The sequence below is a fragment of the Azospirillum isscasi genome (assembly GCF_030849505.1).
Taxonomy (GTDB): Bacteria; Pseudomonadota; Alphaproteobacteria; order Azospirillales; family Azospirillaceae; genus Azospirillum; species Azospirillum isscasi.
In genome coordinates this window covers 1-24921 of record NZ_JAUJFI010000015.1, presented here as the reverse complement: position 1 = coordinate 24921, position 24921 = coordinate 1, and the positions used below count along the sequence as shown (strand labels likewise).

Annotated in this window: 27 protein-coding genes; 8 read left to right on the top strand and 19 right to left on the bottom strand. The window is 66.1% G+C overall.

From position 1 onward, the window contains the following. Positions 1-83: 83 nt before the first annotated feature. Both QSG27_RS05410 and QSG27_RS05405 read left to right on the top strand, forming a co-directional pair. Entirely contained in the window at positions 84-1346 is a 1263-nt protein-coding gene (locus tag QSG27_RS05410; RefSeq protein ID WP_306704116.1) for an ABC transporter permease, read from the top strand. Beyond that, a complete protein-coding gene (locus tag QSG27_RS05405) occupies positions 1343-2173 on the top strand; it encodes an ABC transporter permease (RefSeq protein WP_306704115.1) in 831 nt (276 codons plus the stop codon). The genes QSG27_RS05410 and QSG27_RS05405 overlap by 4 nt, the downstream gene beginning before the upstream one ends. A gap of 249 nt (positions 2174-2422) precedes the next feature. Here QSG27_RS05405 and QSG27_RS05400 read toward each other — a convergent pair whose 3' ends face one another. Continuing rightward, the gene (locus QSG27_RS05400; protein ID WP_306704114.1) at positions 2423-3007 is read right to left on the bottom strand and encodes a cupin domain-containing protein; all 585 of its coding nucleotides are present in this window, start codon (positions 3005-3007) and stop codon (positions 2423-2425) included. Between the two features lie 140 nt (positions 3008-3147). Here QSG27_RS05400 and QSG27_RS05395 point away from each other — a divergent pair, with 140 nt between their 5' ends. The 3 genes from QSG27_RS05395 (at position 3148) to QSG27_RS05385 (ending at position 6925) form a co-directional block, all read left to right on the top strand. Then, on the top strand, positions 3148-4608 hold the full coding sequence (locus QSG27_RS05395; RefSeq protein WP_306704113.1) for an NAD-dependent succinate-semialdehyde dehydrogenase: 1461 nt from the start codon (positions 3148-3150) through the stop codon (positions 4606-4608). A gap of 28 nt (positions 4609-4636) precedes the next feature. Continuing rightward, complete coding sequence (gabT, locus tag QSG27_RS05390; protein ID WP_306704112.1) at positions 4637-5923, top strand: 4-aminobutyrate--2-oxoglutarate transaminase; 1287 nt, start codon at positions 4637-4639, stop codon at positions 5921-5923. A 117-nt stretch (positions 5924-6040) separates the two neighbouring features. Then, positions 6041-6925 carry a hypothetical protein gene (locus tag QSG27_RS05385; RefSeq protein ID WP_306704111.1) on the top strand — a complete coding sequence of 295 codons (885 nt, stop codon included), beginning with the start codon at positions 6041-6043 and terminating at the stop codon, positions 6923-6925. Between the two features lie 9 nt (positions 6926-6934). Here the strand turns inward: QSG27_RS05385 and QSG27_RS05380 are convergent, their stop codons facing one another. The 4 genes from QSG27_RS05380 to QSG27_RS05365 all read right to left on the bottom strand — a co-directional run bounded on the left by QSG27_RS05380 (position 6935) and on the right by QSG27_RS05365 (position 8953). Next, entirely contained in the window at positions 6935-7300 is a 366-nt protein-coding gene (locus tag QSG27_RS05380; protein ID WP_306704110.1) for a DUF1428 domain-containing protein, read from the bottom strand. Positions 7301-7374: 74 nt separating this feature from the next. Then, entirely contained in the window at positions 7375-7806 is a 432-nt protein-coding gene (locus QSG27_RS05375) for a VOC family protein (protein WP_306704109.1), read from the bottom strand. Between the two features lie 45 nt (positions 7807-7851). Beyond that, positions 7852-8316 carry an SRPBCC family protein gene (locus tag QSG27_RS05370; protein ID WP_306704108.1) on the bottom strand — a complete coding sequence of 155 codons (465 nt, stop codon included), beginning with the start codon at positions 8314-8316 and terminating at the stop codon, positions 7852-7854. After that, complete coding sequence (locus tag QSG27_RS05365; RefSeq protein WP_306704107.1) at positions 8303-8953, bottom strand: TetR/AcrR family transcriptional regulator; 651 nt, start codon at positions 8951-8953, stop codon at positions 8303-8305. The genes QSG27_RS05370 and QSG27_RS05365 overlap by 14 nt, the downstream gene beginning before the upstream one ends. 190 nt (positions 8954-9143) lie before the next feature. Between QSG27_RS05365 and QSG27_RS05360 the strand changes: the two genes are divergently transcribed. Further along, entirely contained in the window at positions 9144-9602 is a 459-nt protein-coding gene (locus QSG27_RS05360; RefSeq protein ID WP_306704106.1) for a hypothetical protein, read from the top strand. 57 nt (positions 9603-9659) lie between these two features. Here the strand turns inward: QSG27_RS05360 and QSG27_RS05355 are convergent, their stop codons facing one another. The 4 genes from QSG27_RS05355 to rocF all read right to left on the bottom strand — a co-directional run bounded on the left by QSG27_RS05355 (position 9660) and on the right by rocF (position 13409). After that, positions 9660-9848, bottom strand: a complete 189-nt coding sequence (locus tag QSG27_RS05355; RefSeq protein ID WP_306704105.1) for a hypothetical protein — start codon at positions 9846-9848, stop codon at positions 9660-9662. A 148-nt stretch (positions 9849-9996) separates the two neighbouring features. Continuing rightward, entirely contained in the window at positions 9997-11112 is a 1116-nt protein-coding gene (locus QSG27_RS05350) for a M14 family metallopeptidase (protein ID WP_306704104.1), read from the bottom strand. 69 nt (positions 11113-11181) lie between these two features. Continuing rightward, a complete protein-coding gene (gene rocD / locus QSG27_RS05345; RefSeq protein WP_306704103.1) occupies positions 11182-12399 on the bottom strand; it encodes an ornithine--oxo-acid transaminase in 1218 nt (405 codons plus the stop codon). A gap of 35 nt (positions 12400-12434) precedes the next feature. Next, complete coding sequence (gene rocF, locus QSG27_RS05340) at positions 12435-13409, bottom strand: arginase (RefSeq protein ID WP_306704102.1); 975 nt, start codon at positions 13407-13409, stop codon at positions 12435-12437. A gap of 130 nt (positions 13410-13539) precedes the next feature. Here rocF and QSG27_RS05335 point away from each other — a divergent pair, with 130 nt between their 5' ends. Next, on the top strand, positions 13540-13968 hold the full coding sequence (locus tag QSG27_RS05335) for an Lrp/AsnC family transcriptional regulator (RefSeq protein WP_306704101.1): 429 nt from the start codon (positions 13540-13542) through the stop codon (positions 13966-13968). Between the two features lies 1 nt (position 13969). Here QSG27_RS05335 and QSG27_RS05330 read toward each other — a convergent pair whose 3' ends face one another. From QSG27_RS05330 to QSG27_RS05290, 9 genes are all read right to left on the bottom strand, one after another. Next, on the bottom strand, positions 13970-15049 hold the full coding sequence (locus QSG27_RS05330; RefSeq protein ID WP_306704100.1) for a ParA family protein: 1080 nt from the start codon (positions 15047-15049) through the stop codon (positions 13970-13972). A gap of 146 nt (positions 15050-15195) precedes the next feature. Next, positions 15196-15981, bottom strand: coding sequence for a galactosyltransferase-related protein (locus QSG27_RS05325; protein WP_306704099.1), 786 nt, complete (start codon positions 15979-15981; stop codon positions 15196-15198). Further along, positions 15978-18476 (bottom strand): tetratricopeptide repeat protein, encoded by a 2499-nt coding sequence (locus tag QSG27_RS05320; protein ID WP_306704098.1) that lies wholly within the window; start codon positions 18474-18476, stop codon positions 15978-15980. The genes QSG27_RS05325 and QSG27_RS05320 overlap by 4 nt, the downstream gene beginning before the upstream one ends. An 8-nt stretch (positions 18477-18484) precedes the next feature. Next, a complete protein-coding gene (locus QSG27_RS05315; RefSeq protein WP_306704097.1) occupies positions 18485-19207 on the bottom strand; it encodes a hypothetical protein in 723 nt (240 codons plus the stop codon). Positions 19208-19225: 18 nt separating this feature from the next. Further along, positions 19226-20203 carry a glycosyltransferase family 10 domain-containing protein gene (locus tag QSG27_RS05310; RefSeq protein WP_306704096.1) on the bottom strand — a complete coding sequence of 326 codons (978 nt, stop codon included), beginning with the start codon at positions 20201-20203 and terminating at the stop codon, positions 19226-19228. 391 nt (positions 20204-20594) lie between these two features. Beyond that, complete coding sequence (locus tag QSG27_RS05305) at positions 20595-21104, bottom strand: hypothetical protein (RefSeq protein ID WP_306704095.1); 510 nt, start codon at positions 21102-21104, stop codon at positions 20595-20597. 53 nt (positions 21105-21157) lie between these two features. Further along, positions 21158-21550, bottom strand: coding sequence for a DUF3768 domain-containing protein (locus QSG27_RS05300; protein WP_306704094.1), 393 nt, complete (start codon positions 21548-21550; stop codon positions 21158-21160). Next, positions 21550-22014, bottom strand: a complete 465-nt coding sequence (locus QSG27_RS05295; RefSeq protein ID WP_306704093.1) for a DUF6641 family protein — start codon at positions 22012-22014, stop codon at positions 21550-21552. The genes QSG27_RS05300 and QSG27_RS05295 overlap by 1 nt, the downstream gene beginning before the upstream one ends. Positions 22015-22130: 116 nt before the next feature. Next, positions 22131-22277 carry a hypothetical protein gene (locus tag QSG27_RS05290; RefSeq protein WP_306704092.1) on the bottom strand — a complete coding sequence of 49 codons (147 nt, stop codon included), beginning with the start codon at positions 22275-22277 and terminating at the stop codon, positions 22131-22133. 148 nt (positions 22278-22425) lie between these two features. On the opposite strand from QSG27_RS05290, the gene QSG27_RS05285 reads away from it, so the two are divergent. After that, entirely contained in the window at positions 22426-22647 is a 222-nt protein-coding gene (locus QSG27_RS05285; RefSeq protein WP_306704091.1) for a hypothetical protein, read from the top strand. A 264-nt stretch (positions 22648-22911) separates the two neighbouring features. Here the strand turns inward: QSG27_RS05285 and QSG27_RS05280 are convergent, their stop codons facing one another. Beyond that, a complete protein-coding gene (locus QSG27_RS05280) occupies positions 22912-24504 on the bottom strand; it encodes a VapE domain-containing protein (protein WP_306704090.1) in 1593 nt (530 codons plus the stop codon). Between the last annotated feature and the right edge of the window lie 417 nt (positions 24505-24921).

Genomic DNA, 24921 nt, shown 5'->3' with positions numbered 1-24921 from the left:
CGAAGCGGGGGAGGGTTAGGGAGGGGGCTCCACCTCGACCACTCCGCACATCTCTCTACCGCATTCTTCGAAATAGGCCGCCCATGACAGCCGCGTTCGTCGCCGGCGCCGATGCGTCGTCCGAGGTGCCTCTCAAGCGCCGCCTGAAACGGGCGGAGCGGACGCGCCGGCTCAAGGCCCTGGCGCTGATTCTGCCGCTTCTCCTCTTCCTTCTCTTCACCTTCCTCGGTCCCATCGCCGGCATGCTCTGGCGGTCGGTGGACGATTGGGAGGTGCGTCAGGTCCTGCCCCACACCGTCGCCGCCCTGGCCGACTGGGACGGCAAGGACGTTCCGGGCGAGCCGGCCTTCGCCGCGCTCGCGGGCGACATCCGGACGGCGCGCGACGCCGGCACCGTCGCCATCGCGTCCAAGCGGCTGAACTACGCGCTGAACGGGTTCCGCACCATCATGGCGGGCACGGCGCGCAACCTGAAGACCCTGCCGGACCCCGGCACCGCCAAGGCCACGCTGATCGCCATCAACCCGGCCTGGGGCGAACGCGCCACCTGGGCGGCCATCAAGGGCGCCAGCGGGCCGCTCACCGGCTTCTACCTGCTGGGCGCGCTCGACCTGACCCGCAATCTGGACGGCGCCATCGTCGCCGCACCGGAAGAGCAGGCGATCTACCGCGACGTCTTCGGGCGCACCTTCACCATCAGCTTCGGCGTCACGGCGCTGTGCCTGATCCTGGGCTTCCCGGTCGCCTACATGCTGGCGACGCTGCCCACGGGCCAGTCGAACCTGCTGATGATCTTCGTGCTGCTGCCCTTCTGGACCTCGCTTCTGGTGCGCACCTGCGCCTGGATCGTCGTGTTGCAGAGCGAGGGCATCGTGAACGACAGCCTGCGCTGGCTCGGCCTGATCGACGAGCCGTTGCGGCTGATCTACAACCGCTTCGGCGTCTATGTGGCGATGACGCATGTGCTGCTGCCCTTCATGATCCTGCCGCTCTACAGCAGCATGAAGTCGATCTCCCCGGCCTACATGCGGGCAGCGGCGTCGCTCGGCGCCTCGCCGGTCACCGCCTTCCTGCGGGTCTACCTGCCGCAGACCGTGCCGGGCATCGGGGCGGGCAGCCTGCTCGTCTTCATCCTGGCCATCGGCTACTACATCACGCCGGCCCTGGTGGGTGGTGCCGCCGACCAGATGATCAGCTACTTCATCGCCTTCTACACCACGGAAACCGTCAACTGGGGCCTCGCCTCGGCGCTGGGCGCGGTGCTCCTGCTCGCCACGCTGCTGCTGGCCGTCGTCTATGGAAAGCTGGTCCATGGCCAGCAGGTCACGGGAGGGATGAAGAATTGAGTGACAATCACGCCCCCCGCACGGCCAGCCAGCGCGCGGCCTGGACGACCACCGTCGTCGTCGCCTCGCTGGTGCTGGTCTTCCTGATGGCGCCGATCCTGGCGATCATGCCGCTGTCCTTCAGTTCCGGCTCCTACCTGACCTACCCGCTGCCGGGCCTGTCGCTGCGCTGGTACGAGGATTTCCTCAACTCCCCGCGCTGGGTGTCGTCGCTGAAGAACAGCGTCATCATCGGCGTGGCCTCCACCATCCTGTCGATGGTGCTGGGCACGCTGGCCTCGCTCGGCCTCGCCCAGTGGAAAAGCAAGTTCAAGCCGCTGGTGCTGGCCATCGTGCTGTCGCCGGTCGTCGTGCCCGGCGTCATCACCGCGGTCGGCCTGTATTTCTTCTTCGCCCCCATCGGACTGACCGGCAGCTACGCCGGTCTGATCCTGGCGCACACGGCGCTGTCCACGCCCTTCGTGGTCATCACGGTCAGCGCGACGCTGCAGAGCTTCGACATGAATCTGGCCCGCGCCGCCGCCTCGCTCGGCGCGTCGCCGCTCTACGCCTTCCGCCGGGTGATCCTGCCGCTGATCCTGCCGGGCTTGGCGTCGGGCGCCCTGTTCGCCTTCGCCACCAGCTTCGACGAGGTGGTGGTGGTGCTGTTCATGGCCGGTCCGGAGCAGCGCACCCTGCCCCGCGAGATGTTCAGCGGCATCCGCGAGAACATCAGCCCGACCATCACGGCGGCGGCGGTGATCCTGACGACCATCTCGGTCATCCTGCTCGCCACGCTGGAGGCCCTGCGCCGCCGCAACGAGCGGCTGAAGGGCAATCTGCGCTGACTCCCGTTCCGTGGAACGCCACCCGCGGCGTGCCACGATTAAACTTCAGCTAAATCAACCCTCTCCCCCCTTGGGAGAGGGTGGCCCGAAGGGCCGGTGAGGAGGGTGTACGTGGCGGTACGTTCGGCAAAAGTGCACCCCCCTCCCCCTAACCCTCTCCCCGCTTTCGGCGGACCAAAGGTCCGCCTGTCGCGTCAGCGCAAACTTCGTTTGCGCGTGAGCAGGGGAGAGAGGGGACTACAGAGGGAATTACAGATACGGCGGGGTGCAGGCGCTGATGATTTCGCACTCTTCCTCGCCGAGGTTGCGGAAGCGGTGCGGGATGCGGCTGTCGAACAGATAAGCGTCGCCGGGGCCGAGGATCTCCTTGCGGTCGCCGACCGTCAGCTCGATCCGGCCCTTGATGACGACCCCACCCTCCTCCGAATCGTGCTGGAGCATGGTGCGGCCGCCGGTGTCGGCGCCGGGGGCGTATTTCTCGTGCAGGACCTGAAGGTTGCGCCCGCGCAGGTCGCCCACCTGCCGGAAGGAGATGGAGCCGACCCGGCTCTTCACCAGACCGGTCAGTTCGATCAGCTCGCCGCCCTTGAAGAAGATCTGCTCGCGCGGCGGCAGGTCGTCGGAGGAGAAAAATTCCGCCAGCGTCATCGGGATGCCCTGCAGCACCTTGCGCAGGGAGGAGACCGAAGGGCTGCAGCGGTTCTGCTCGATCAGCGAAATGGTGCCGTTGGTCACGCCCGCCCGTTGCGCCAACTGGCGCTGGGACAGGCCGTGCGCTTCCCGCACCTGCTTCAGGCGCGCGCCCACGTTGAAATCGACAGCGTCCACATCCATGGATCGGTTCCTCACTCCTGACCGGAAGGCATACCGGATTCGCGTGTGTGCGTCATCAAAAACTCAACACCCGATTAGGGTTGTTTAATTTATTAAACATGGGTACGCTCCTTCCACATCGCAAATCGAGGCGGATCACAATGCTGTCGCTGAACGACCAGAGCCTTCTTCGGACACAAGCCTATGTGAACGGCGCGTGGCGCGACGCCTTCTCCGGCAAGACCTTCGCGGTGACCAACCCGGCGACGGGCGAGGAGCTGGCCCGGGTCGCCGACGTCGGTGCGGAAGAGACGCGGCAGGCCATCAACGCCGCCGACGCAGCCCTGCCCGCCTGGCGCGCCAAGACCGCCAAGGAGCGCGCGGCAATCCTGCGCCGCTGGTTCGAGCTGATCATGGCGGCGCAGGAGGATCTGGCCGTCCTGATGACGCTGGAGCAGGGCAAGCCGCTGGCCGAGGCCCGCGGCGAGGTCGCCTACGGCGCCAGCTTCATCGAGTGGTTCGCCGAGGAAGGCAAGCGCGTCTACGGCGACGTGATCCCCACCTTCGCCGGCAACAAGCGCATCGTCGTCCTGAAGGAGCCGATCGGCGTCGTCGCGGCGATCACGCCCTGGAACTTCCCCAACGCCATGATCACCCGCAAGGTCGGCCCGGCGCTGGCCGCCGGCTGCACCGTGGTGGTCAAGCCGGCGGAGGACACGCCGCTGTCCGCCCTGGCGCTGGCCGAGCTGGCCGAGCGCGCGGGCGTCCCGGCGGGGGTGTTTAACATCGTCACCGGCTCCGACCCCGTCGCCATCGGCGGCGAGCTGACCGCCAACCCGATCGTGCGCAAGCTGTCCTTCACCGGCTCGACCGAGGTCGGCAAGATCCTGATGCGCCAGTCCGCCGACACGGTGAAGAAGGTGTCGCTGGAACTGGGCGGCAACGCGCCCTTCATCGTGTTCGACGACGCCGACCTGGACGAGGCGGTCAAGGGTGCGCTGGCGTCCAAGTACCGCAACTCCGGCCAGACCTGCGTCTGCGCGAACCGTCTGCTGGTCCAGGCCGGCGTCTACGACGCCTTCGCCGCCAAGCTGGTCGAGGCGGTGAAGCAGATCCGCGTCGGCAACGGCCTGGAGGCCGGGGTCAGCCAGGGTCCGATGATCAACAGCCAGGCCATCGACAAGGTCGAGGAGCTGATGGGCGACGCGGTGGCCAAGGGCGCCACGGTGGCGCTCGGCGGCAAGCGCCACGATCTGGGCGGCACCTTCTTCGAGCCGACCATCCTGACCGGCGTCACGACGGAGATGCGCGTGGCCCGCGAGGAGATCTTCGGCCCGGTCGCCCCGCTGTTCAAGTTCGAGACGGAGGCCGACGCCGTCCGCATGGCGAACGACACGGAATTCGGTCTGGCGGCCTATTTCTACAGCCGGGACATCGGCCGGGTGTGGCGCGTGGCGGAGCAGCTCGAATACGGCATGGTCGCCATCAACGAGGGCATCCTGTCGACCGAGGTGGCGCCGTTCGGCGGCATCAAGCAGTCCGGCATCGGCCGGGAAGGCTCCAAGTACGGCGTGGATGACTTCCTGGAGATCAAGTACCTGTGCGTCGGCCTGGGCGCCTGACGCCATCCTTTCCAATCGGGGGTTAGAGATGAGCAACCAGTCCTTCCAGGAGCGGCGCAACGCCGCCGTTCCGCGCGGCCTCGCCAACGCCATGCCGGTCTATGTGGACCGCGCCGAGAACGCCGAGCTGTGGGACGTCGAGGGCAACCGCTTCATCGACTTCGCGGGCGGCATCGCGGTTCTGAACACCGGCCACCGCCATCCGAAGATCGTCGAGGCGGTGAAGGCCCAGCTGGACCGCTTCACCCACACCTGCGCCATGGTCACGCCCTACGAGTCCTTCGTGACCCTGGCGGAGCGGCTGAACGCGCTGGTTCCGGGTTCCACGCCGAAGAAGACCGCCTTCTTCACCACGGGCGCGGAAGCCGTCGAGAACGCCGTGAAGATCGCCCGCGCCCACACGGGCCGTCCCGGCGTGATCGCCTTCACCGGCGCCTTCCACGGCCGCACGCTGCTGGCGATGGCGCTGACCGGCAAGGTCGTGCCCTACAAGGTCGGCTTCGGCCCCTTCCCGGCGGAGGTCTACCACGCGCCCTTCCCCAACGCCTACCGCGGGGTCAGCGTCCAGGACAGCCTGAAGGCGCTGGAGCAGCTCTTCAAGTCGGACGTGGACGCCACCCGCGTCGCCGCGATCATCGTGGAGCCGGTGCAGGGTGAGGGCGGCTTCAACATCGCCCCGCCGGAGTTCCTCCAGGCCCTGCGCAAGATCTGCGACGACAACGGCATCCTGCTGATCATCGACGAGATCCAGACCGGCTTCGCCCGCACCGGCAAGATGTTCGCCATCGAGCATTCCGGCGTCGAGCCCGACCTGATGACCATGGCGAAGAGCTTGGCCGGCGGCTTCCCGCTGTCGGCGGTCACCGGCAAGGCGGCGATCATGGACGCCCCGATCCCCGGCGGCATCGGCGGCACCTACGCCGGCAGCCCGCTGGCGACCACCGCGGCGCTCGCCGTGCTGGACGTCATCGAGGAGGAGAAGCTGATCCAGCGCTCCAACGACCTGGGCGAGCGCATCGCGGGCCGCTTCCGCAGCATGGCCCAGCGCAACACCCTGTCGGTGATCGGCGACGTGCGCAACCTGGGCGCCATGATCGCCATGGAGCTGGTGAAGGACCGCGACACCAAGGAACCGGCGGCGGAGCTGACCAAGGCGCTGGTCGCCAAGGCGGCGGAGAAGGGCCTCGTCCTGCTGTCCTGCGGCACCTACGGCAACGTGATCCGCATCCTCGTTCCGCTGACCGCGTCGGACGCGCTGGTGGACGAGGGTCTGGACATCATCGAACGCTCCCTTGAGGAGCTGGTCGCGGCCTAAGCATCCGCGACGTCCCCTGACTGCACGCCCTCCTTCCCGCAAGGGAAGGAGGGTTTCTTTTTGTGCGGCGGTCCCCCGGCGCCTTAGGATGGGCGCGCGGAGCGGAGGGGCGGGCGCATGACCGGCGGAATCGACATCGTCATCATCAAGAAGAACGGCCTGGGCGACGCCGGGGCCAGCGTCTTCGGAGAGGTCGCGGAGACCCTGTGCTTCGCGCTGCGCCGGCTGGGGGTCGACGCGGCCATCGCCTGGAACCGCGTGGGCCGGCGGCGCCGCGCCATCGTGCTGGGCGCCCACGACCTGTCGCCGGAGGAAGGCGACCGGCTTCCCAGCGGCACGATCCTCTACAATCTGGAGCAGATCGCCACGCTGCACCCGCGCAACGCCCATTACCTGGACCTGCTGCGCCGCTGCCGGGTGTGGGACTACAGCCCGCGCAACATCGCCGATCTGGCCCGCCAGGGCATCCGGGCCCGGCACGTCCCCATCGGCCATGTGGACGAGATGACCCGCATCCCGAACAGCCCCTCCCCCGGCATCGACGTGCTGTTCTACGGTGCCGTGAACCCGCGCCGCCGCGCGATCCTCGACGCGCTGGGCGAGCGCGGCCTGACCGTGGTCAGCCTCCAGCATTATTACGGCGACCTGCGCGACCGCTTCGTCGCCGACGCGAAGCTGGTGCTGAACCTGCATTACTACGAGGCGGGCATTTTCGAGATCGTCCGCGTCTCCCACCTGCTGTCGAACCGCAAGGCGGTTCTGGCCGAGCGCCACCCCGACACCGGGATCGACCCCGACCTGCTGGAGGCCATGGCTTTCGCCCCTTACGACGGGCTGGTCGAGGCGGCCTGCGCCCTGGTCGCGGACGACGCGCGACGGGAGGCGCTGGCGGAGGCGGGGTGGCGGTGCATGAGGAGGCGGGATGCGGTGGAGGTGATGCGGGGCGCCGCCGCGGATCTCGGGCTTTCCGGCATCGGGGCGGGCGCGCTTACCCGCCCCTGAGGCCGCCGTTCACAGCTCGACGACCGGCGCGAAGCCGCCGAAGATCATCCGCTTTCCGTCGAAGGGCATCGGATTCTTCTCCTGACTGAACCGTTCGTCGGTCTTCATGAGTTCCTCCATCCGCCCCATGGCGGCGTCCCGCGTGGCCTTGTCCGGCCATTCGATCCAGGAGAAGACGACGGTCTCGTCGTCCGTCGCCTGCACCGCCCGGCGGAAATCGGTGAGCTTGCCGTCGGGCACGTCGTCGCCCCAGCATTCGAGAATGCGCGTTGCGCCGAGCTCCTTGAACACGCTGTCGGCCTTGCTCGCGTGGTCGATGAAGGCCCGCCTGTTGGCAGTCGGAACCGCGATGACGAACCCGTCGATGTAAGCCATGTCGTTCCTCCCATGTTTGGACGGAAGTTTGAACGGAAGGCCCTTGTCCGCACGGGCCTTTCCAAATGCCGTCGTCAGGACGCCGCGCCAGCGGCCTTCGCGCCTTCGTAATTCAGCATCCAGGGCGTGCCGAACCGGTCGGTGAACATGGCGAAGCGCTCAGCCCAGAAGGTTTCGCCCGGTGGCATCTCCACGGACCGGGCGTCCTTGGCGAGCGCGCCGTAAACACGGTCGAACTCGGCGAGCGACGGCGGGGCGATCGACACCGCAAAGCCCTGCGGCTTGCTGTGCATGCTGTCCGGCGTGTCGGACGCCATCACCCTGGCCGCCCCCAGCTTCACCATCATGTTCATCACAAGATGATCACCGCCGGGCATCCGGCTTTCCGCATCCGGAGCGTCGCCGTTGCGGAACACGTAGAGGACCTCGCCGCCGAGGGTTGCGGCGTAGTGGGTCATCGCTTCCAGGCAGGTCCCGTTGAAGAAAAGGTAGATCGTCGGTTCCATGGCGTCGTCTCCTCCCGGCCATTCTTCCGGCCAAAGTGTTTTGGGTCAGAGCGTTCTGGCGAGGGCTTCGAGCTGGTCGGTCGCCTTGCCCCAGCCTTCGTGGAAGCCCATTTTCTCGTGCTCGTCGCGCGCCTCGGCGCTCCAGTGCATGGCCCGCGCGGTGTAGCGGGTTTTCCCGGCGCCCGCGTCCTCGAACAGCACCTCCGCGGTCATGAAGGCCCGGCCGGACGGCCGCCAGCCGGGACGGAAGGCGTCGGTGAAGACCAGACGCCGGCCCTCCTCCACGTCGAGGAAGACGCCGGGTTCGCCGAAGGATTCGCCGTTCGGGCCGTTCATCAGCGTGAAGAACTCCCCGCCCGCCCGCAAGTCGATCCGCGCCTCGGACACGAACCAGGGCTTGGGGCAGAACCACTGTTTCAGCAGCTCGGGTTCGGTCCAGCAGCGCCACAGCGCGGGACGCGGTGCGTCGAGGCTGCGGGTCAGAACGAGGTCGCGCTCAACATCCGTCATGGGGATTCCCTTTCGAGCGGGGCGTTGAAAAGAGCAGCGTGAGGTAGCGTTTCAGGTGATCGACGCTGTCCAGCGCGTCGGCACGGTCGCCCGTCGCCTTGGCGAGGATGAAGGCGCCCTGGAGAACGGCCTGGGTGTGCCGCGCGAGGCTGGCCGGAGTCCAGTCGGCCTCGATCCCGCGCGCCGCCATGGCCGCCGCGATGTCCGGCTCCAGAGTCGCCGCGTGGCCGAAGATGCTGGCGGCGCAGGCGTCACGGATCGCCGGATGCGACCCGTAGACCTCCTGCGTCATGGTCCCGACGAGGCAGGTGAATTCGGCGGGATCCCCGTCGATGATCGCCTTGCGGAACTCGACATAGCCGAACAGGCGGTCGAGCGGGTCTTCGAGCTTGCGGTAAGGCGCGTTCTCGAAGAAGGCCGAGGTGGTTTCCGCCCAATAGGCAGCGGCGGCGACGCCGAGCGCTTCCTTGGTCTCGAAATGATGGAAGAACGCGCCCTTGGTGACCCCCGCCGCCTTGCAGAGATCATCGACGGAGGTCGCCGCAAAGCCCTTGGCGCGGATGACGTCCCGCGCCGCTTCGAGAAGCCGGGCGCGGGCGTCGCCGCGTTCGGGGTGGTGTTTGGCGGGTCGCGGCATGGGCTGAAACATACCGAACGGTTGGTATGTTTGTCAAGCGCGCCTTATGACAAGGCTTCCACCGCGGTCGTTGGAAGCTCTCATTTAACGATTACAGCACGTTAAAGTTGCATTTTCTTTGCCGATTGGCCAAGTCTTTTCTTGGTTATGCTTGCGCTTTCACAAAAATCAAATACGAAGGAGATGCATTTTGCGGTTTTTTACAGCCATCGCGGCATTCTTGGCGTTTTTCACCATTCACACAGCTCGCGCTGACAGCGTCGCTTCGCAGCTACCGACCGGATCGTCCTATGACGGTACGATCCAGGTTTCCCGTACCAAAGTTCCCCTACCCCTTGGTAAATGGACAGTCACAGCACTCAACGAAAGCCGAAACAACCGAAACAACATCACCGCCTTCCTGACGACGGCAAACATCACGAACGGCAAATTCTTGGGGCATGTGTCTATCGGAACGAATGTCGATCTCGGTGCTGGAGGCCGGGAATTCTCCAGATTCTGTTCACGAAAAGATGTCCACTTCATCCAGGCCGATGCCCACTATCAACGGGAGCAAGCGCGCCGGGGCATAAACCACATCATCATGGAAGCGACAAGCAACTACCAACCAACTCATGGCAAGAATATTCGACAGACCATTTCTGAGTAAGGCGTCATCATTCCACAATTTATGATCAATGCCACTTTTCGCCTCACCAATGATCACTCATTTCTGACCTATAAAATACTGTTGAACCCTGAATATTTCGGATTTTCCCTTGATGGTGAAAGCACCTGGGCGAACAGCCCTTTGCATAAGGATCTCATCATGAGGGCCCCCGAGCGCCAGAAATTCCTTGAGCAGGTTAAAGAGCAGCATGCGGCTTTTTACCCTATGCTCAAGAATCAGTTCCACTGACAGCCAAATTCGAAAGATTGGGGCCCAAAGCCACTTGCGAACCGGATGAACGAGGCGGTGGAGTCTCCAGCAGAGCCGGAAAACCTTGAGCACCGCCGTGTTCCGAGGAGACTGCGCCCCTGATGGAAGCGCAGAATAGAGCCGTTTACGCGCTCAACAACGGCCCCGTCCGCCGCAGCGTCGTCCCCGCCACCTTGGCGATCCGCTTGCCCGCCAGGGTGAAGCGGGTCGCGCTGTGGGCGTAGAGCACACCCGCCGACCCGCTGCGCACCGGGGTCACCTCCCCGGTCAGCGGGTCCAGGATGTCGGCGACCACGGCGCCGGCCTCCACGCGGTCGCCGACCTTGTGATGGAAGACCACCACGCCGCCCATCGGGGCGATCAGCGGTTCGGAGGATTCCAGCGGGGTCGGGGCGCACAGCGGCTCCGGCAGGGCCGGCGGCTCGCCGGACAGGACGCCGACATGGGTGAGGAAGCCGGCGATGGCCTGGGCGTCCGCTTCACCCTGGGCGTGCTCCACGTCCGCCTGCCCGCGCAGTTCCACCGTCACGGAATGGCAGCCGAAGGGGATCGGGCGGTCGGGCCAGCGCTTGGCAAGCTCGTTCCAGGGGCGGCTGACCGCCTCGTCGAAGGGGTCGCCGCCGGATTCCTCGGCCAGGAAGACCGCCTGCGCGCCAAGAAGCCGCTGCAACGGGGCGAAAGCCTCCGCCGAGGGCGTCAGGGTGTAGAGGTGCATCACCGCTTCCAGGTCGCAATGCAGGTCCAGCACCCAATCGGCCTGGAGCGCGAGGTCCAGAAGACGGTGCTTCATGTGCTCCGTCTCGGTCCGCGGGGTGCGCTCTGCCAGCGATTCGGCCAGGGCGGCGCGGATGGCCGCCTTGTTGGCCTCGCCGTCCCCGGTCAGGCGGTCGGCCACGCGCTCGGCCACCGCCTCGGTCAGGTGGGGGTAGTCGCGGTTGAAGTTCTTGCCGTCGTCCTGGTCGAAACGGCCCAGGTGATGGTCCATCAGCGACTGGCCCAGCCCCACCGGGTTGGCGACCGGGACGAGGATCACCTCACCGGCGATCCCCCCTTCGGCCTCCAGCGCGGTCAGGATGCGGCGCAGCTTGTCGGCCACCAGCATCGCCGGGATCTCGTCGGCGTGCAGCGACGCCTGGATGTAGGCGCAGGGCCGCGCGCCCGCCGTGCCGAACCGCTGAACGGTCAGGGTCCGCCGGGTGCCGGGGGTGGCGGACGGAAGATCGATGATGGTGCTGCGCATGTCGGACCGCTGCCTGCTGGAAAGCCCGCCCCCACCGTGGCGGAGGCCGGGGCGGGCCACAAGCGCCTTTTATGGAAGGGAGGTTCCCGTCAGAACGGCGTCGAACTGCTCCAGCGCCCAATCGACCTGTTCGCGGGTGATGACCAGCGGCGGGGCGATGCGGATGGTGTGGTCGTGGGTGTCCTTCGCCAGAACGCCGCGCGCCCGCAGCGCCTCGCAATAGCGGCGCGCCCCGCCCGCCTCCGGGTGCAGTTCCACCGCCAGCATCAGGCCGCGCCCGCGCACCTCGCGGATCACGTTGCTGCGGATGCCGCCGAGTTGCTCCAGGAACCAGGCGCCCTGGGCGGCGGCGTTGTCGATCATCCCCTCCTCCACCAGCACCCGCATGGCGGCGCGGGCGACGGCGCAGGCCAGCGGGTTGCCGCCGAAGGTGCTGCCGTGCTGGCCGGGCTTCAGCACGCCCAGCACCTCGGAGTTCGACAGCACCGCCGACACCGGGTAGAAGCCGCCGGACAGCGCCTTGCCGATCAAGGTCACGTCGGCCTCGACCCCCTCATGCTCCTCGGCCAGCAGCTTGCCGGTGCGCCCCAGGCCGGTCTGGATCTCGTCCAGGATCATCACGACGTTGCGTTCCGTGCACAGGTCGCGCACCCGGCGCAGATAGCCGGCGGGCGGGATGACCACCCCGGCCTCGCCCTGGATCGGCTCCAGCAGGACGGCCACCGTGTTGGCGGTCATCGCCGCCTCCAGCGCCGCCGCGTCGCCGAAGGGCACGGTGCGGAAGCCCGGCGTGAAGGGGCCGAAGCCGCCGCGGGCGTCCGGGTCGGTGCTGAAGCTGACGATGGTGATGGTGCGCCCGTGGAAATTGTCGGAGCAGACGATGATCTCCGCCTGATTCTCCGGCACGCCGCGCACCTCGTAGCCCCACTTGCGCACCGTCTTGATGGCTGATTCGACCGCCTCCGCCCCGCTGTTCATCGGCAGGATCTTGTGCGACCCGGTGAGCGCCGCCAACTCCTCGTAGAACGGCGCCAACTGATCGTTGCGGAAGGCGCGGGAGGTCAGCGTCAGCTTGGACGCCTGTTGCACCATCGCCTCCAGGATTTTCGGGTGGCAATGGCCCTGGTTGACCGCGGAGTAGGCCGACAGGCAGTCGAGATAGCGGTTGCCCTCGGTGTCCCAGACATAGACGCCCTCACCGCGCGACAGCACGACGTCCAAAGGCTTGTAATTGTGGGCGCCCAGGCGGTGTTCGGTCCCGATCAGGTCGGCGGCGTGCTGAAGCATGGCGTTCTCTCCGGTGTGCGTTTCTTGTCGGAACGTCAGACGGCTTGCCCGCCGATCTGCGACTGGGTAACGGCGGGGTCGATGATGCGGCGCCCGAACAGGCTCGCCACCAGATCGACCAGCAGCAGGGCGCTCTTGCCCCGCTCGTCCAGGAAGGGGTTCAGTTCCACCACGTCCAGGGAGCCGACGACGCCCGCGTCGTGCAGCATCTCCATGATCAGGTGCGCCTCGCGGTAGGTCGCCCCGCCCAGCACCGCCGTTCCCACCGCGGGCGCGATGGAGGGGTCGAGGAAGTCCACGTCCAGGCTGACGTGCAGATGGCCGCCGGCTTGCCGCACCCGCTCGATGATGCGGCGCATGTGGACGCCGACGCCGTGCTCGTCGATCAGCCGCATGTCCACCACGTCCACCCCGCGGGCGCGCAGCAGGCGCCGCTCGCCGGAGTCGAGGGAGCGGATGCCGAACAGATGGACATGGGCCGGGTTCACGGTGGCGCGCTGCTCCGGCGGGAACACGGCGTCGAACCCGTCCTCCCCGCACAGCAGGGCCACCGGCATGCCGTGCATGTTGCCGGACGGCGAAGTGTGCGGCGTGTTGAAGTCGCCGTGCGCGTCCAGCCACAGGACGAACAGGGGCTTCCCCGCCTCCCGGCAATGGCGGGCCACCCCGGTGACGGAGCCCATGGACAGGCTGTGGTCGCCGCCCAGGAACACCGGCACCCCGCCCGCCCGCATCATGGCGTAGGAGCGGTCGGCCAGAGCCCGCGACCAGGCAGTGATCTCCGCCAGACGGGCCGTGGCGGGGTCCTGATCGCTCCAGGAATCGGGCGTCAGATCACCAAGATCCCGCACCTCGTGCCCGAGATCGCGCAGGGCGCGGACCAGCCCCGCCGTGCGCAGCGCCGCCGGCCCCATCAGGGCGCCGGGATGGCCGGCCCCCGCCTCGATGGGAACGCCGATGATCTCCACGAAGCGCGGATCGTCCCGATCCGCCGACTCCAGCGACGCCATGCCGTCCCTCTCCCTGTGTGAACACCCTTTCCATGACTATCGGTGGCGGGACAGGCGGCAGAAAGACGGAAAAGTGCCAACGAACGGCGGCGTTTTTGACAGTTTGCAAAGCCCGATTTATCATTCCGGCATGGACGACCTGGACCACCGCCTCCTGGGGCTTCTCCGCGCCGACGCGCGCCAGCCCGTCGCCGGCCTCGCCGCAGCGCTGAAGGTGTCGCGCGCGACCGTGCGTGCGCGCATCGACCGTCTGGTCGGCAGCGGGGTCATCGCCGGTTTCACGGTGCTTCTGCGCAAGGATCTGCGGCCCGCCATGGTCCGGGCCATCACGATGATCGAGGTGGAAGGCCGCGCCGCCGAAACGGTCATCGCCCGCCTGCACGGCTTTCCGGAGGTGCGGACCGTCTACACCACCAACGGGCGCTGGGACGTGGTCGCTGAAATCGAAACGGAGTCGCTAGAGGCGTTCGACGACACGCTGCGCCGCGTCCGGCAGATCGCCGGCATCGCCTCCACCGAGACCAGCATCCTGCTCTCCGCCCGCAAGGCGGTGCTGTAGCCTACCCGCCGAGACCGGCCAGCAGGCCGCCCAGGATCGGCTGACCGAACAGGGCGCCCAAGGCAAACCCGACGATCAACCCCACCACCGCCGCGATCAGCGCCCGACCGCCGCCGCCCGCGGGCGCCTCCGCCGACGCACCGCGCCCGTTGCCGCCGCCCGTGGACTCGTCGGCCTCGTCCGGGGCCGCCGCGCGGCGGGCGCTGTAGGAGGCGTCGGTGTCCGCATGCCACGCACGGATGCGGTCCTGCGCCGGCTTCAACTGCTCGTCGGTCGGGGCGGCGCCGCGGCCATGGACGATCTCCCAGCCCAGCGCCAGGAAGCGCGTGGTGGTCCGCCCCTCCGGGCTGAAGATCGCGGCGGGCATCCGGCGGTAGGTCGCCTTCACCACGTCCACGTCGTAGGGCACCGCCGTGCGGAACATCAGGTCCGGATATTCGGAGCGCAGCAGGGTCAGCGAATCGCGCCCGACCTCGTCGTTGGTGATCGACAGCATCAGGACACCGGCCACCGCCAGGTTGGGGTTCATGCCCTTCTGGATGTGCTCCACCACCGACAGGGTGCGCTTCAGCCCGTCCAGCGCGTAGCGACCCGGAAAGACCGGAAGCACCAGCCGGTCCGACGCCGCCAGCGCGCCCGCCGCCAGATGGCCCAGCGCCGGCGGACAGTCGATCACCACATAATCCGGCGGGTTGCGCGAGAAGTGCAGCGCCTTGCGCAAACCCCGCTGCGAGCCGCCGCGGGCGTCCAGCGCGTGCTCCAACGAATAGAGCTTCCGCGCCCCGACGATCATCGACAGCCCGTCGAAGCTGGTCGGGGTGATGGCGTCCTCGACGAAGGTTTCCTGGCTCAACAGGTCGTTGATGCCGACACGCGCCTTTTCCCGGAGCAGGAAGTTGCTGGTGGCGCTGCTCTGCGGGTCGAAGTCGATCAGGACGACGCTCTTGCCCAGCGCGGCCAGCGCCAGGGCCAGGTTCACCGAGGTGGTCGTCTTGCCGACGCCGCCCTTCTGGTTGTACACCGCCAGGATGGTCGGCTGCCGCGTCTCCGGCGCGTCGAAGACGTCTTCGTGGCTGGTCATGTCCGTTCCGCTTCGTCGTTCTGCGGGAAGTCGTTCTGTGGGAAGTCGTTCTGCGGGCCAAACAACGCCGCGAGCGCCGCACTATAGCCAAGCGGGCGTGCCGGTGTCTTCCCGCAGATGCGCCGCTGTCCTCAAAGGTAACAGCGTCAGCGCGCCTTGAAGGCGGCCAACTGGCCCGGCAGGGGCGCCATGGTCAGGCGGACGCGCACGATCTCCCACCGCCCTTCGGCGCCAAGATGCACCCCATCGCAGGGGCGGCGGTCCAGGACGTCGAAGGACAGGGTGGACAGCCCGTCCTCCTCCGGGATCGTCCCGCCGGACCAGTTCGCCTGGAACACCCGCTTGTTGACCCGCGAAATGGGCGAGGCCGAGGCGTCGGGGTTGAAGCCCTCGTTGTCGTGGTCCAGCGGCTCGAACCGCCCGGGCCGCCGCGCGGTCGGGATGCGGCGGGACCGGATGCGCAGCGACAGGTCGAAATCCTCGTAACCCCACCCCCAATAGGCGTTGGAATAGCCGTCGATCCGCCGGAACACGTCGTTCGGCATCAGCAGAACGCCGCCCATGGTGCTTTCCAGGTCGGTGGTGACCGTCTGCTCCGAACGGCCCGGCGCCACCGGGCGCTGCTCCGCCCCGAAGGACAGGATGGGGGTCGGGCGGTCCACCCAGGCGTAATCGGCGTCGATGGGCAGATAGTCGATGTCGTGCAGGCAGGTGTAGCCGCTCTCCGCCTCGCCCAGCAGGAATCCGGCGTTCTTGATGGCGCCCCGGTTGAAGGGCAGCCCCGCCTCCTGCTCCACGATGGTGACGCGGTAGTCGATGGGATCGGGAAGCGTTGCGAAGTAAGCGCTGATCCGCGGCACGAATTCCCGCAGATGCGTCTCGCGGTCGCGGTAGGGCACGACGATGTGAAGCCGCCGGTCCGTGATCGTCATCGCCTGTCTCCTGCGGGTCCGAAACGTTGCCAGATGGTCCGGTAGGCGTCCTCCAGATCCCCGGCGAAGCGCGTGGCGTCGAACAGCGGACTCGTTCCCCGCGCCGCCGCCAGCCGTGCCTTCAGCCCGACCAGCCGGTCCGGGCCGCGGGCGAGGTCCAGGGCGAGCGCCTCGTACGCCTCCAGCGATTCCGTCACCAGTTCCGGCAGGCCCACCGTCGTGAGAAGGCTGGCCGCCACCCGCCCGGCGAAGGTCGCGCCGCGGCAGGTCACCACCGGCAGCCCGGCCCACAGCGCGTCGCTGGCCGTGGTGTGGGCGTTGTAGGGCAGCGTGTCGAGGAACAAATCGGCCAGCCGGTGCCGCGCCAGATGCTCCGCCAGGGGACGCGGCGGCGCGAAGACCAGACGCTCCGCCGCCACGCCGCGGGCCGCCGCCTCCCGCCGCAGGTTGCCGGCCACCAGCGGGTTCCCGGCGTAGAGCCACAGCACGCTCCCCGGCACGGAGCGCAGCAGCCGCGCCCAGACGTCGAACAGGGCCGGCGTCAGCTTGTAGGGGCTGTTGAAGCAGCAGAAGACGAATCCGTCCTCGGGCAGGCCGGATTCGGCGCGCGACGGCGTGCGCTCCGCGATGGCCCGGTGGCGGTCGTTGGGCTGGTAGCAGTGGGGCAGCCGCAGCACCGCCTCGCTGTAGAACCCCTCCTCACCCGGCGGGATGGTCACGGCATCGGCCAGGATCACGTCGATGAAGTCCGCGCCCATGGTGCCGGGATAGCCCAGCCAGTTCACCTGCACCGGGGCGGGCCGCGCCGCCAGGATCGCCGTGCGGGCGAAGGCCGTGTAGCCCTTCAGGTCCACCAGAATGTCGATCCCGTCCGCGGCGATGGCCCGCGCGGCGTCGAGGTCCGAGCGATCGCGCAGGTCCACGAAGCGCTCCACCGCGGCGGTCAGACGCCGCCGCATCGGGCTGCCGTCGTCGATGCCGGTGGAATAGGCGGTGACGGCGAACCCCGCCCGGTCGTGCCGCTCCAGAAGCTCCGCCATCAGATAGGCCGTGGCGTGCTCGTGGAAGTCGGCGGACAGATAGCCGATCCGCAGGCGCCCGTCGCCGGGAACCGCGGGCCGCGCCACCGCCGCCACCCCTTCGGCCTTCTGCCGCGCCCAGCGCTCCGCCGCCGCGCGCTGGTCCGCCGGGGCCGTGTCCGCCGCCAGAAGGCCGAAGGGCGGCACGCCCAGCGCTCCGGCGCGCATCCGCCCGATCAAGTCGCTTTCCAGGGCCGGAAGGTCGCGCCATTCGCAGGCGTGTCTCTGCTGCTGCACCAGTTGCGCCAGGGCGGGGTTGTAGGCGGGAAAGAGCCGGCGGACGCGGCGAAGGGCCTCGATGGACAGCGCGATCCGGTCCGCCAGCGTGGCGACGGCACCCAGATCCTCCCAGCCCGCCCGGTCGCCGGGATCGAGCGCGACCGCGCGGCGCAGCGCGTCCAGCGCCGCGTCCGGCTGGAAGCCGCCGGCCAGGGCCCGCCCCAGGACCCGCCCCAGAACACGCCACGCCGCCCCATGGTCCGGATGCCGCCCGATCACGCCGCGCAGCACCGCCAGGGCGCCCGCCGTGTCGTGCAGGCCGCACAACTCCACAGCGAGTTCGACCGCCACCGCGGGGGAATCGGGCCGGAGCCCCAGGAGCGCCCGGTATTCCGCCACCGCCTCCACCCGCCGCCCGGAGACGGCCAGCGCGTTGGCGAGATTCCGGCGCGGGGCCGGATCGTCCGGCGCCAGCCGGACCGCCACCGCGTTCACCCGCACCGCCTCGGCCCAGCGGCCCGCCGCGTGGGCGGCGTTGCCCAGCAGCATCCAAGCGAGCCGGTCCGCCGGGTTCAGCGCCGCCATGCGTCGGCCCGCCGCCCCGGCCTCCTCCAGCCGCCCGGCGGCCAGGGCGAGGCCGCCGAGATTGTTCAGGGTGACCGCATGGTCCGGATTGCGGGCGAGCGCTTCGCGGTAGGCCGCCTCCGCCTCCGCGCTCCGGCCCAACCCCTCCAGGGCGACCCCCAGATTCTTCCAGGTTCCGGCATCCCCCGGCTGGTGGCGCAGGGCCGCACGGTAGGCCGCCTCCGCCTCGCCGGGCCGGCCCTGCTCCTGAAGCGCGACTCCCAGATTGTTCCAGGCCTCCCCCAGGCCGGGGCAGGACGCCAGGACGGTCCGATAATGCGGTTCCGCCTCCGCCGGGCGGCCCTGGGCGTGGTGGGCCAGCGCCAGTCCGTAATGGGCGTCGAGCGAGCCCGGGGCCAGCTTCAGCGCCGCGGCATAGACCGCCCCCGCCGGGGCCCAGTGCGACAGCGCCGCCAGCAGGGCGCCGAAATCCAGATAGACCTCCGCATCCTTGCGCAGCGCCAGCGATTGCTGGAACAGCGGCACCGCGTCCGCGATGCGGCCCTCGCGGTGGGCGGCGACGGCCTGCCGGTGCAGCGCTGTGGCCCGTTCGGCGGTTTCGTTGGGTTCCATGCGGCCCCCTATTCCCGCGAGCGCGTGTGCAACAGGATGCGCGGGATCTCCGCCGGGCGCCGGTCGTCGCCCCATTGCGAGATGTCGGGGATCGTGGACACCCCGCGGCGGCGGGCCAGCAGGCTGAGGATGCTCTGGTCGTGCCGGTGGTCGCGGAACTCCGGGTAGTTGGGCTTTCCGCACTCGTTCGGCGCGTCGGTGAGGATGCGCTCGTCCTGGGCGAAGCGCAGCCATTCGGAGACGAAGGCGATGGTCTCCGGCGTCCGCTCGCAGACGATGAAACTCCCCAGGATCTGGGTGGCGTCGGTGTATTCGGGCCGGTCCAGCCGCATGAAATGGAAGCAGTCGCGCTTCGTCCAGCCGCGGTTCTTGAACTCGTCCTGCAGCGTGAACAGCAGGATGGGCAGGTCGCGCCGCTGCCGGCACAGCTCGATCACCGGGTCGGCGCGGTGCACGAAATGGGCGCCGCTGTCGCAATAGAACAGCACGTCGCCGTCTTTCAGATGGTCGCGCAGCAGCGTCCAGACCGCCCAGGGCTTCCACAGCCAGTAGCCCGCCCCGCGCGGCTGGTCGAGGATGAAGCGGTTGCGCTCCACGAAGGCCGGGTCGATGTGGCCGCGGCCCAGCATCGCCACGGAATCGAAACCGCCGACCTCCAGCCCGCTCCGGGCGTTGCGCTTCTGCGCCGCCAGAAAGGCCCCGTCCGCGTAATTCAGAAGCACCCGCGCCATCGTTCCCCCATCCGGCCCTTACAGGCGGCTTTCGATCCAGTCGGCGAGGCGGTAGGCGTCGAAATGGAACTCCTCCGTCCCCAGGAAGGGCGGCACGGCGCGGTGGGCGCAATAGGCGTCGTAATCGTCGTCCAGCGCCAGGATGTGCTCCACCGCCTCCTCGTCCGTGGCGAAACGCGACACGTCGATGAAGCTGCCCGCCGCCACCTCCCGCTCCAGGTCGGGGTCGCCCCAGTAGAGCGGCACGGCCCCGGCCTGGAACACGTCCAGGATCTTCTCCGTCAGATAGCCGGGGTGGCTGGCGTTCTCGAAGGCGAAGGCGAAGCGGTAGCGCTCGAAGACGCGGATCTTCGCCAGCCAGCCCATCTTGACGACGCTGCCGGTGTTGTTCAGGTGCCAGCCCACCGAATCGACGCGCCGCCGCCCGTCCAGCACCGGGAAGAAGCGGTTGCGGCGTTCCCCGTTCGGGTTCTTGTAGAGGAAGGCGCAGAACCTGCGCTCCGCGAAGGCGGCCCGCGTCGGCGGTGCTGGCGGCAGGACCGGGGAGCAGAAATGGGGAACCGCCCCCTCCCGCATGTGCTCGTAGGCATGCATGACGTAGAGCGGCAGGCGGAAATGGCGCGGGTCGTCGATGCGGTCGAAGGACACCGCCATGTCGAAGCGGTCCAGCGGCGGACGCACGTTCTCCCCGGTGAAGAACAGGGTGCGGCGGCTGCGCGCCTCGCGGTGCCGGCCGCCGAAGACCGACACGATGGCAAGGTCGCTGTCGTCCTCCACCACCGACAGGTCGAAGCGGCCGGACAGGATCTCGATGAAGAAGTTCGTGCCCTTGTCGAACTCCGGCCAGAAATCGTGGAAGGCCAGCTTCAGCCGCGGTTTGCCGCCGCGCCGCCCGCGGTAGGGGCCGTGCAGCAGGAAACGGTCGAGCCGGTCCGGATCGCCGCCGGGCTTCGCCAGGAAATCCGCCAGAAACGCGCTTGTCCGCTGATCGATCATCCCGCCATCCGCGCCGGAACCATGCGGAGCGCACGATACGGTCGCCGCCATGGGAACGCCACCGCCTTCTGCGCGCGCTGGGAGGGCACCGTGCAAAATCATGCGGACAACAAAAAACGCCCCGCGGGTGACGGAGCGTTCGGACACCACAGTCCCGCGAAGGGATGAAGTGGTGCCCAGGGACGGAGTCGAACCGCCGACACGGGGATTTTCAGTTAAAAGCACCGGCGCATAAAATATTGTTTTTATTCAATTTTTGTTCTATATGTGCTGGAATTGTGCTAGGGCGGCGGCGCACAGGATAACTTTCCTAAACGAGCCGAGCGCCCGAGAGGAGGGGAATATCCCTCTGCTCCCGGCGCTTGGCACCATCATGCATAGCTGGAATTTCCTATAGAAGCCCCGCTTCTTTCAGCGCAGAGCGAGCAGCCGCCGTCACTCGAAATGCCGTCTTCCCTGCCCGCATTCCCTTTTCGACCAAGCAGTAGAGCGCACCCTTGTGACTTTGCGGTACAGCATCCTCACCCAGTACGGTCACCATCGCAGCCCCCACGCGGGCGCTTAGCTGGGTCATAGTTCCATTGAGTTGTGTGTCACTGTAGCCGAGCTTTTTCGCCCACTCACCCCTTTCCAGATGCACATCCTCACTCTCAACTAGGGTCAAAAAGGCGGTCTTGAGGGTGTCAGGGAGACTTTTGACGAACTCTATCGCCACCTTCCCTGCATCTTCATTGCTTAGCTGCGGAAGTGACTTTGCCTTGCCGCCACTCGTGGCCAGCTCCGGCTCCTCATGCATCGTATCTGCTGTAGCGACAGAGAAAACTGTTCCCTGCGGCAGAGCATGTTGGACACTCAGGAACTCCTCTAGCGTCCCCTCAAACGTAATCCAACTTACCTTCATCAGACCCTCCTTTCTAAGTGACAGAGGGTAGATAGCCAGTCTCTGCCAAACTGTCAATCAGAGTCTCGATTTGTCTGGATCAGCATCTCGCAAGCGCGCACTCCACAAAACTCGTCGGCCAGCATGATGGTCAACACCCGGACGGTCACGCTGGGATCAGCGGGATCGGATGACAGATAGGTCATCGTGGGGTCGTAGTAGTCGATCTTCCACATTACCCTCACCCCTCGGACCATCAGGGTCGCGCAATCATGCTCGCCATAGGGGTCGTTATCTGCCGCGAAGGCATTGAATGTCCGCACTCCGGCCAGAATGAGATTGATGTGGAGGGGATCGAGTGCCGCGATACCGGAGGTGATGACCACCCGACCGCCTTCGAAGCTTCGGCGTAGATGGTCGTTGAGGCGTGCGATTTCTGCCGCACGCCCCAGCGCCTTGTCGGTCATTACGTGGCCTTTCCGACTGTGGTCGTCGTCGCCTTCTGCAGCACGCGCTGCCGCCGCGCGACCGCCTCGGTCATCGACCTGTCGAGTTCACCGGCCATGATGGCTTGACGAACCTGTTCCAGCACCGGCACAAGCCGGTCCATCGCGCCCACGGTGATGACAGACTTGCCGGGCTTGAGTTCGAGCGGCCTGTTGCCGTAGTGGATGTGGAGATGGATCGTTCCCGCCTCGTCCTTCCACCACCAGGGCCGGAAACGAACCGGAACGTCACGCCGCTCCTTCGTCCCGTCCACGTTCACCCACCGGCCGACACGGCGGATGAACACCTCACCTTTGATGGTCGCCGTCGCAGCCTCGATCTGAAGGACCAGGGCGTCGAGCAACTTGCGGCGAGCGGTGCCGACTGGGCTGGTGTCGATGCGCTTCGCGGTGCTCGTCAGTGTCAGGCTTTCCAGAATAGACATGGCGTTCTCCATATGTTCTGCCGCACATACGTTAATGCCATGGCACTGGCGCTCAACCCTCGGAAGTTGAACAGAGGGCTGTTTCTGAACTTGATTTCACCAAAGACCGACGATGTTCAGACCGCCTTCACAGACCGAAAACTCATGTGCGGATCGCCGGTCAGTTGCTTCGCTGCCTGTTGGGCGTGGTGCGGGTTTTGGGCGAAGACGCGAACCCTGATCGGCTTTCCAAGAGCTGTCCCTTCAACGATGAAATCGTTCACCTTGTCCTCCGCCCTCTCCATACATCTGCCAGTCCTGGGTCTCGATGCTACAGCCGTGGCGGCCACTATCAAGCCCGACGCGGGCATTCTTTGTGGTTGCGCGAACGGTAAATAGCTGGCTGGAAAGCGCAACAGAGAGGAACGAGCGATGAGATTGCATGAGGTTATGGGGCTTACTCACGAGGAATGGTCGGCCAGTCTGCTGGAAATGGACGATAGCACCACGGATGCCGCGAGCCGTCGAGCTGCGGAGTTGGTCAAGCAAGGAAAGCTCATGAAGAAGCGAGCAACCGTGAACAAGATGCGGCAACAGCTTGCCAAGAAGCAAAAGGAGCTGGCAGACGCGCAAAGAGGAAGCAAAACCGGATGATGACCTTCGCGGTGCCGACTCCCGCTGTGTAGGGAGTGTAGGCTGTGTAGCGTTTTAAGCCTGCTTTGTGTTACCGCAGGCTTGTTTTTCGGTATTTTCGATTGGCTGGGGAATAAATAGAAATAACCTACACTCCCTACACAAACAGCCAATCCTGCTATTTCCCCATTAAAATCCAGTGATTTCAGCATCAAATGCACAGATGGGAGCACTCAATTGGAAAAGGACGGTGTAGGCAGTCCCTACACCCTCCCTACATACCGCCTACACAGCCACGCCCTTGCAATACCACACGCCACGACCGTCTCGCCCAGCGGACCACGGAAAGTCGGTGTCATTTTGCATAAGGCGCTTCATTTGCTTGCCCCAACTCGCAAGGTCCGTGGCATTGCGTGGGAACTTGTCTTTCTCCCATTCCCGAAACACTGAATGAAGCTCCTCAGCGCGCCTTCTCCCTTCAACTTTTGCCTGACGCGCCCATTGTTCGACGGCGCTCATGGTCCGATTTGCGCTCTGCTGCGTTGCCAACGCCACCGCGATGATGGAGCTGGGGTCTGGTCCCCGCTCATCGACGCTGCGCCACATCTGTTCCCAATCCAAGGCGTTGATCGCGTCCCAATCCGGGGTGTTGGTGAAGGCAAGTTCGGCAAAGCGTCGAACACCTGTTTCATCCCGGATCAGCTCGCTCAAACCCTTATTAGTGCAACCGATGAAGGTCGCCCGCTGCTCGACATGTTCAACATCGTTGGTCCTCATTGGGCGTCGGGTAAGGACATCGGCGGTGATGATGTTTTTGACCTCATCCATTTCAGCTCGCTTTGCATGCCCAAGCTCGTCGAGGAAAATGACGTAATTCTCCCATAGCTGAATGTTGCGGTCATCGGTGATTTGTTTGAAGTCGCTGTGGGCCGTGCATTCCTCGACGGGGCGGAGCAGATTTCGGACCAACGTGCTCTTGCCCTTGCCCTGGGAGCCGGTCAAGACGGGCATGAGGTGGTTCGTTACCGGCAACCCCAGCATCTTGCGCTTGACCTGCCAGATGAACTTGCGAAGCACTGCAACCGCGAAACCGGGACAGGTTTCCGATACGTCGAACGCGGCCCGTTCCAGAGCATCCCACGCCACTTGCGCGCGCTCTTGCGCCGCCGGGCCGAGTTTGCAGCCAGCAATGCGGTTGAAGATCGCGAGCTTGTGCTCCTCCCGTTGCTTCAACGTCCATTCCTGCACCGCGTCAAGAATGTTGCTATCCGAGTAGCCCAATCCCAACTCTGCAGAGAGGAGGCGCAACTCGCGCTGAAAGTCGCTGATTTGCGTTCGATTGCCCGCTGTAAGCCGGACATAATTGTCGATGTGGAGGTCGCTCCGGTCCTCCTCTTTGATCACGGTGTTGGCCAACTCTTTGTCATCAACGAGTTTGCCGTATGTGACCGGCTTGTTGCGTTGCAGCAGGCCACGGTATGTGGTCCCAATCCGCTCACGAGCGGCATAGCCCTCCACAAACGCCACGACCGTATCGGGAACAAATCCCAAACGGTTTTCGATTTTTTGACGCTGCCATTCTCTTTTCAGAGCCTGATCAAACTCAGCGCCTTTCATGATGCGGTTCTGAACAAGCCATTCCCGAACTTGGCGGTTATCGGCACCAGGGTTCAAAAGCGCGACGACCTCCCGACCGTCGATCCGATCCCCCTTCGCTTGCCGCTTTGCCAAGTCGGCAATCATCTCGGCCTGAAAATCTATCGGGGTTGGTCCTGGTGAATGAACCATGGGCATGTCCAAAGAAACGCTATCACAGCTATAATTTTCTTTCATAATGATTTCTGCCTCTAAACAAGAAGGCCCCGGATGCTGCAACATCCGGGGCCATCAAGTGCGCGAGAGGCAACGCACGCACTGTAAAATCATGGATAAACTATTGAGCTTCGTGCGCTATCACCTCTCACGTATCAGCCTGTTGCAGCAGACGCTTTAAGTGTCTGCTTATTTATACTGTGAGCGGGTTGCAGCTCGCAATATTCCGGCGTGAACGCTATCTGGGTAGTGGCTTTGGCATCTTAAAGAGTGCATCGCAGCGAAGCTCCCTGGCATCGAGCGGCTAAATACTCAAACTACCGCGCTAACAGGAGATTACGATGTGCCAGATCGACACCCAGTATGAACGAGATGACCTGTTTCCTTGGCCCACCCCAGGCAATAGGTACGCCTCCGGTGAGCACCGCCTTGGCAAAGTAGGGGTCGGCGCCTGAGGTTTGCGTGGCGCGTCATCGCGCGGAC

Excerpts from the sequence above, each read along its gene's own strand:
- QSG27_RS05410 (WP_306704116.1), top strand. The coding sequence starts at position 84 with ATGACAGCCGCGTTCGTCGCCGGCGCCGATGCGTCGTCCGAGGTGCCT.
- QSG27_RS05400 (WP_306704114.1), bottom strand. The coding sequence starts at position 3,007 with ATGGATGTGGACGCTGTCGATTTCAACGTGGGCGCGCGCCTGAAGCAG.
- QSG27_RS05395 (WP_306704113.1), top strand. The coding sequence starts at position 3,148 with ATGCTGTCGCTGAACGACCAGAGCCTTCTTCGGACACAAGCCTATGTG.
- gabT (WP_306704112.1), top strand. The coding sequence starts at position 4,637 with ATGAGCAACCAGTCCTTCCAGGAGCGGCGCAACGCCGCCGTTCCGCGC.
- QSG27_RS05385 (WP_306704111.1), top strand. The coding sequence starts at position 6,041 with ATGACCGGCGGAATCGACATCGTCATCATCAAGAAGAACGGCCTGGGC.
- QSG27_RS05380 (WP_306704110.1), bottom strand. The coding sequence starts at position 7,300 with ATGGCTTACATCGACGGGTTCGTCATCGCGGTTCCGACTGCCAACAGG.
- QSG27_RS05375 (WP_306704109.1), bottom strand. The coding sequence starts at position 7,806 with ATGGAACCGACGATCTACCTTTTCTTCAACGGGACCTGCCTGGAAGCG.
- QSG27_RS05370 (WP_306704108.1), bottom strand. The coding sequence starts at position 8,316 with ATGACGGATGTTGAGCGCGACCTCGTTCTGACCCGCAGCCTCGACGCA.
- QSG27_RS05365 (WP_306704107.1), bottom strand. The coding sequence starts at position 8,953 with ATGCCGCGACCCGCCAAACACCACCCCGAACGCGGCGACGCCCGCGCC.
- QSG27_RS05350 (WP_306704104.1), bottom strand. The coding sequence starts at position 11,112 with ATGCGCAGCACCATCATCGATCTTCCGTCCGCCACCCCCGGCACCCGG.
- rocD (WP_306704103.1), bottom strand. The coding sequence starts at position 12,399 with ATGCTTCAGCACGCCGCCGACCTGATCGGGACCGAACACCGCCTGGGC.
- rocF (WP_306704102.1), bottom strand. The coding sequence starts at position 13,409 with ATGGCGTCGCTGGAGTCGGCGGATCGGGACGATCCGCGCTTCGTGGAG.
- QSG27_RS05335 (WP_306704101.1), top strand. The coding sequence starts at position 13,540 with ATGGACGACCTGGACCACCGCCTCCTGGGGCTTCTCCGCGCCGACGCG.
- QSG27_RS05330 (WP_306704100.1), bottom strand. The coding sequence starts at position 15,049 with ATGACCAGCCACGAAGACGTCTTCGACGCGCCGGAGACGCGGCAGCCG.
- QSG27_RS05325 (WP_306704099.1), bottom strand. The coding sequence starts at position 15,981 with ATGACGATCACGGACCGGCGGCTTCACATCGTCGTGCCCTACCGCGAC.
- QSG27_RS05320 (WP_306704098.1), bottom strand. The coding sequence starts at position 18,476 with ATGGAACCCAACGAAACCGCCGAACGGGCCACAGCGCTGCACCGGCAG.
- QSG27_RS05315 (WP_306704097.1), bottom strand. The coding sequence starts at position 19,207 with ATGGCGCGGGTGCTTCTGAATTACGCGGACGGGGCCTTTCTGGCGGCG.
- QSG27_RS05310 (WP_306704096.1), bottom strand. The coding sequence starts at position 20,203 with ATGATCGATCAGCGGACAAGCGCGTTTCTGGCGGATTTCCTGGCGAAG.
- QSG27_RS05305 (WP_306704095.1), bottom strand. The coding sequence starts at position 21,104 with ATGAAGGTAAGTTGGATTACGTTTGAGGGGACGCTAGAGGAGTTCCTG.
- QSG27_RS05300 (WP_306704094.1), bottom strand. The coding sequence starts at position 21,550 with ATGACCGACAAGGCGCTGGGGCGTGCGGCAGAAATCGCACGCCTCAAC.
- QSG27_RS05295 (WP_306704093.1), bottom strand. The coding sequence starts at position 22,014 with ATGTCTATTCTGGAAAGCCTGACACTGACGAGCACCGCGAAGCGCATC.
- QSG27_RS05285 (WP_306704091.1), top strand. The coding sequence starts at position 22,426 with ATGAGATTGCATGAGGTTATGGGGCTTACTCACGAGGAATGGTCGGCC.
- QSG27_RS05280 (WP_306704090.1), bottom strand. The coding sequence starts at position 24,504 with ATGTTGCAGCATCCGGGGCCTTCTTGTTTAGAGGCAGAAATCATTATG.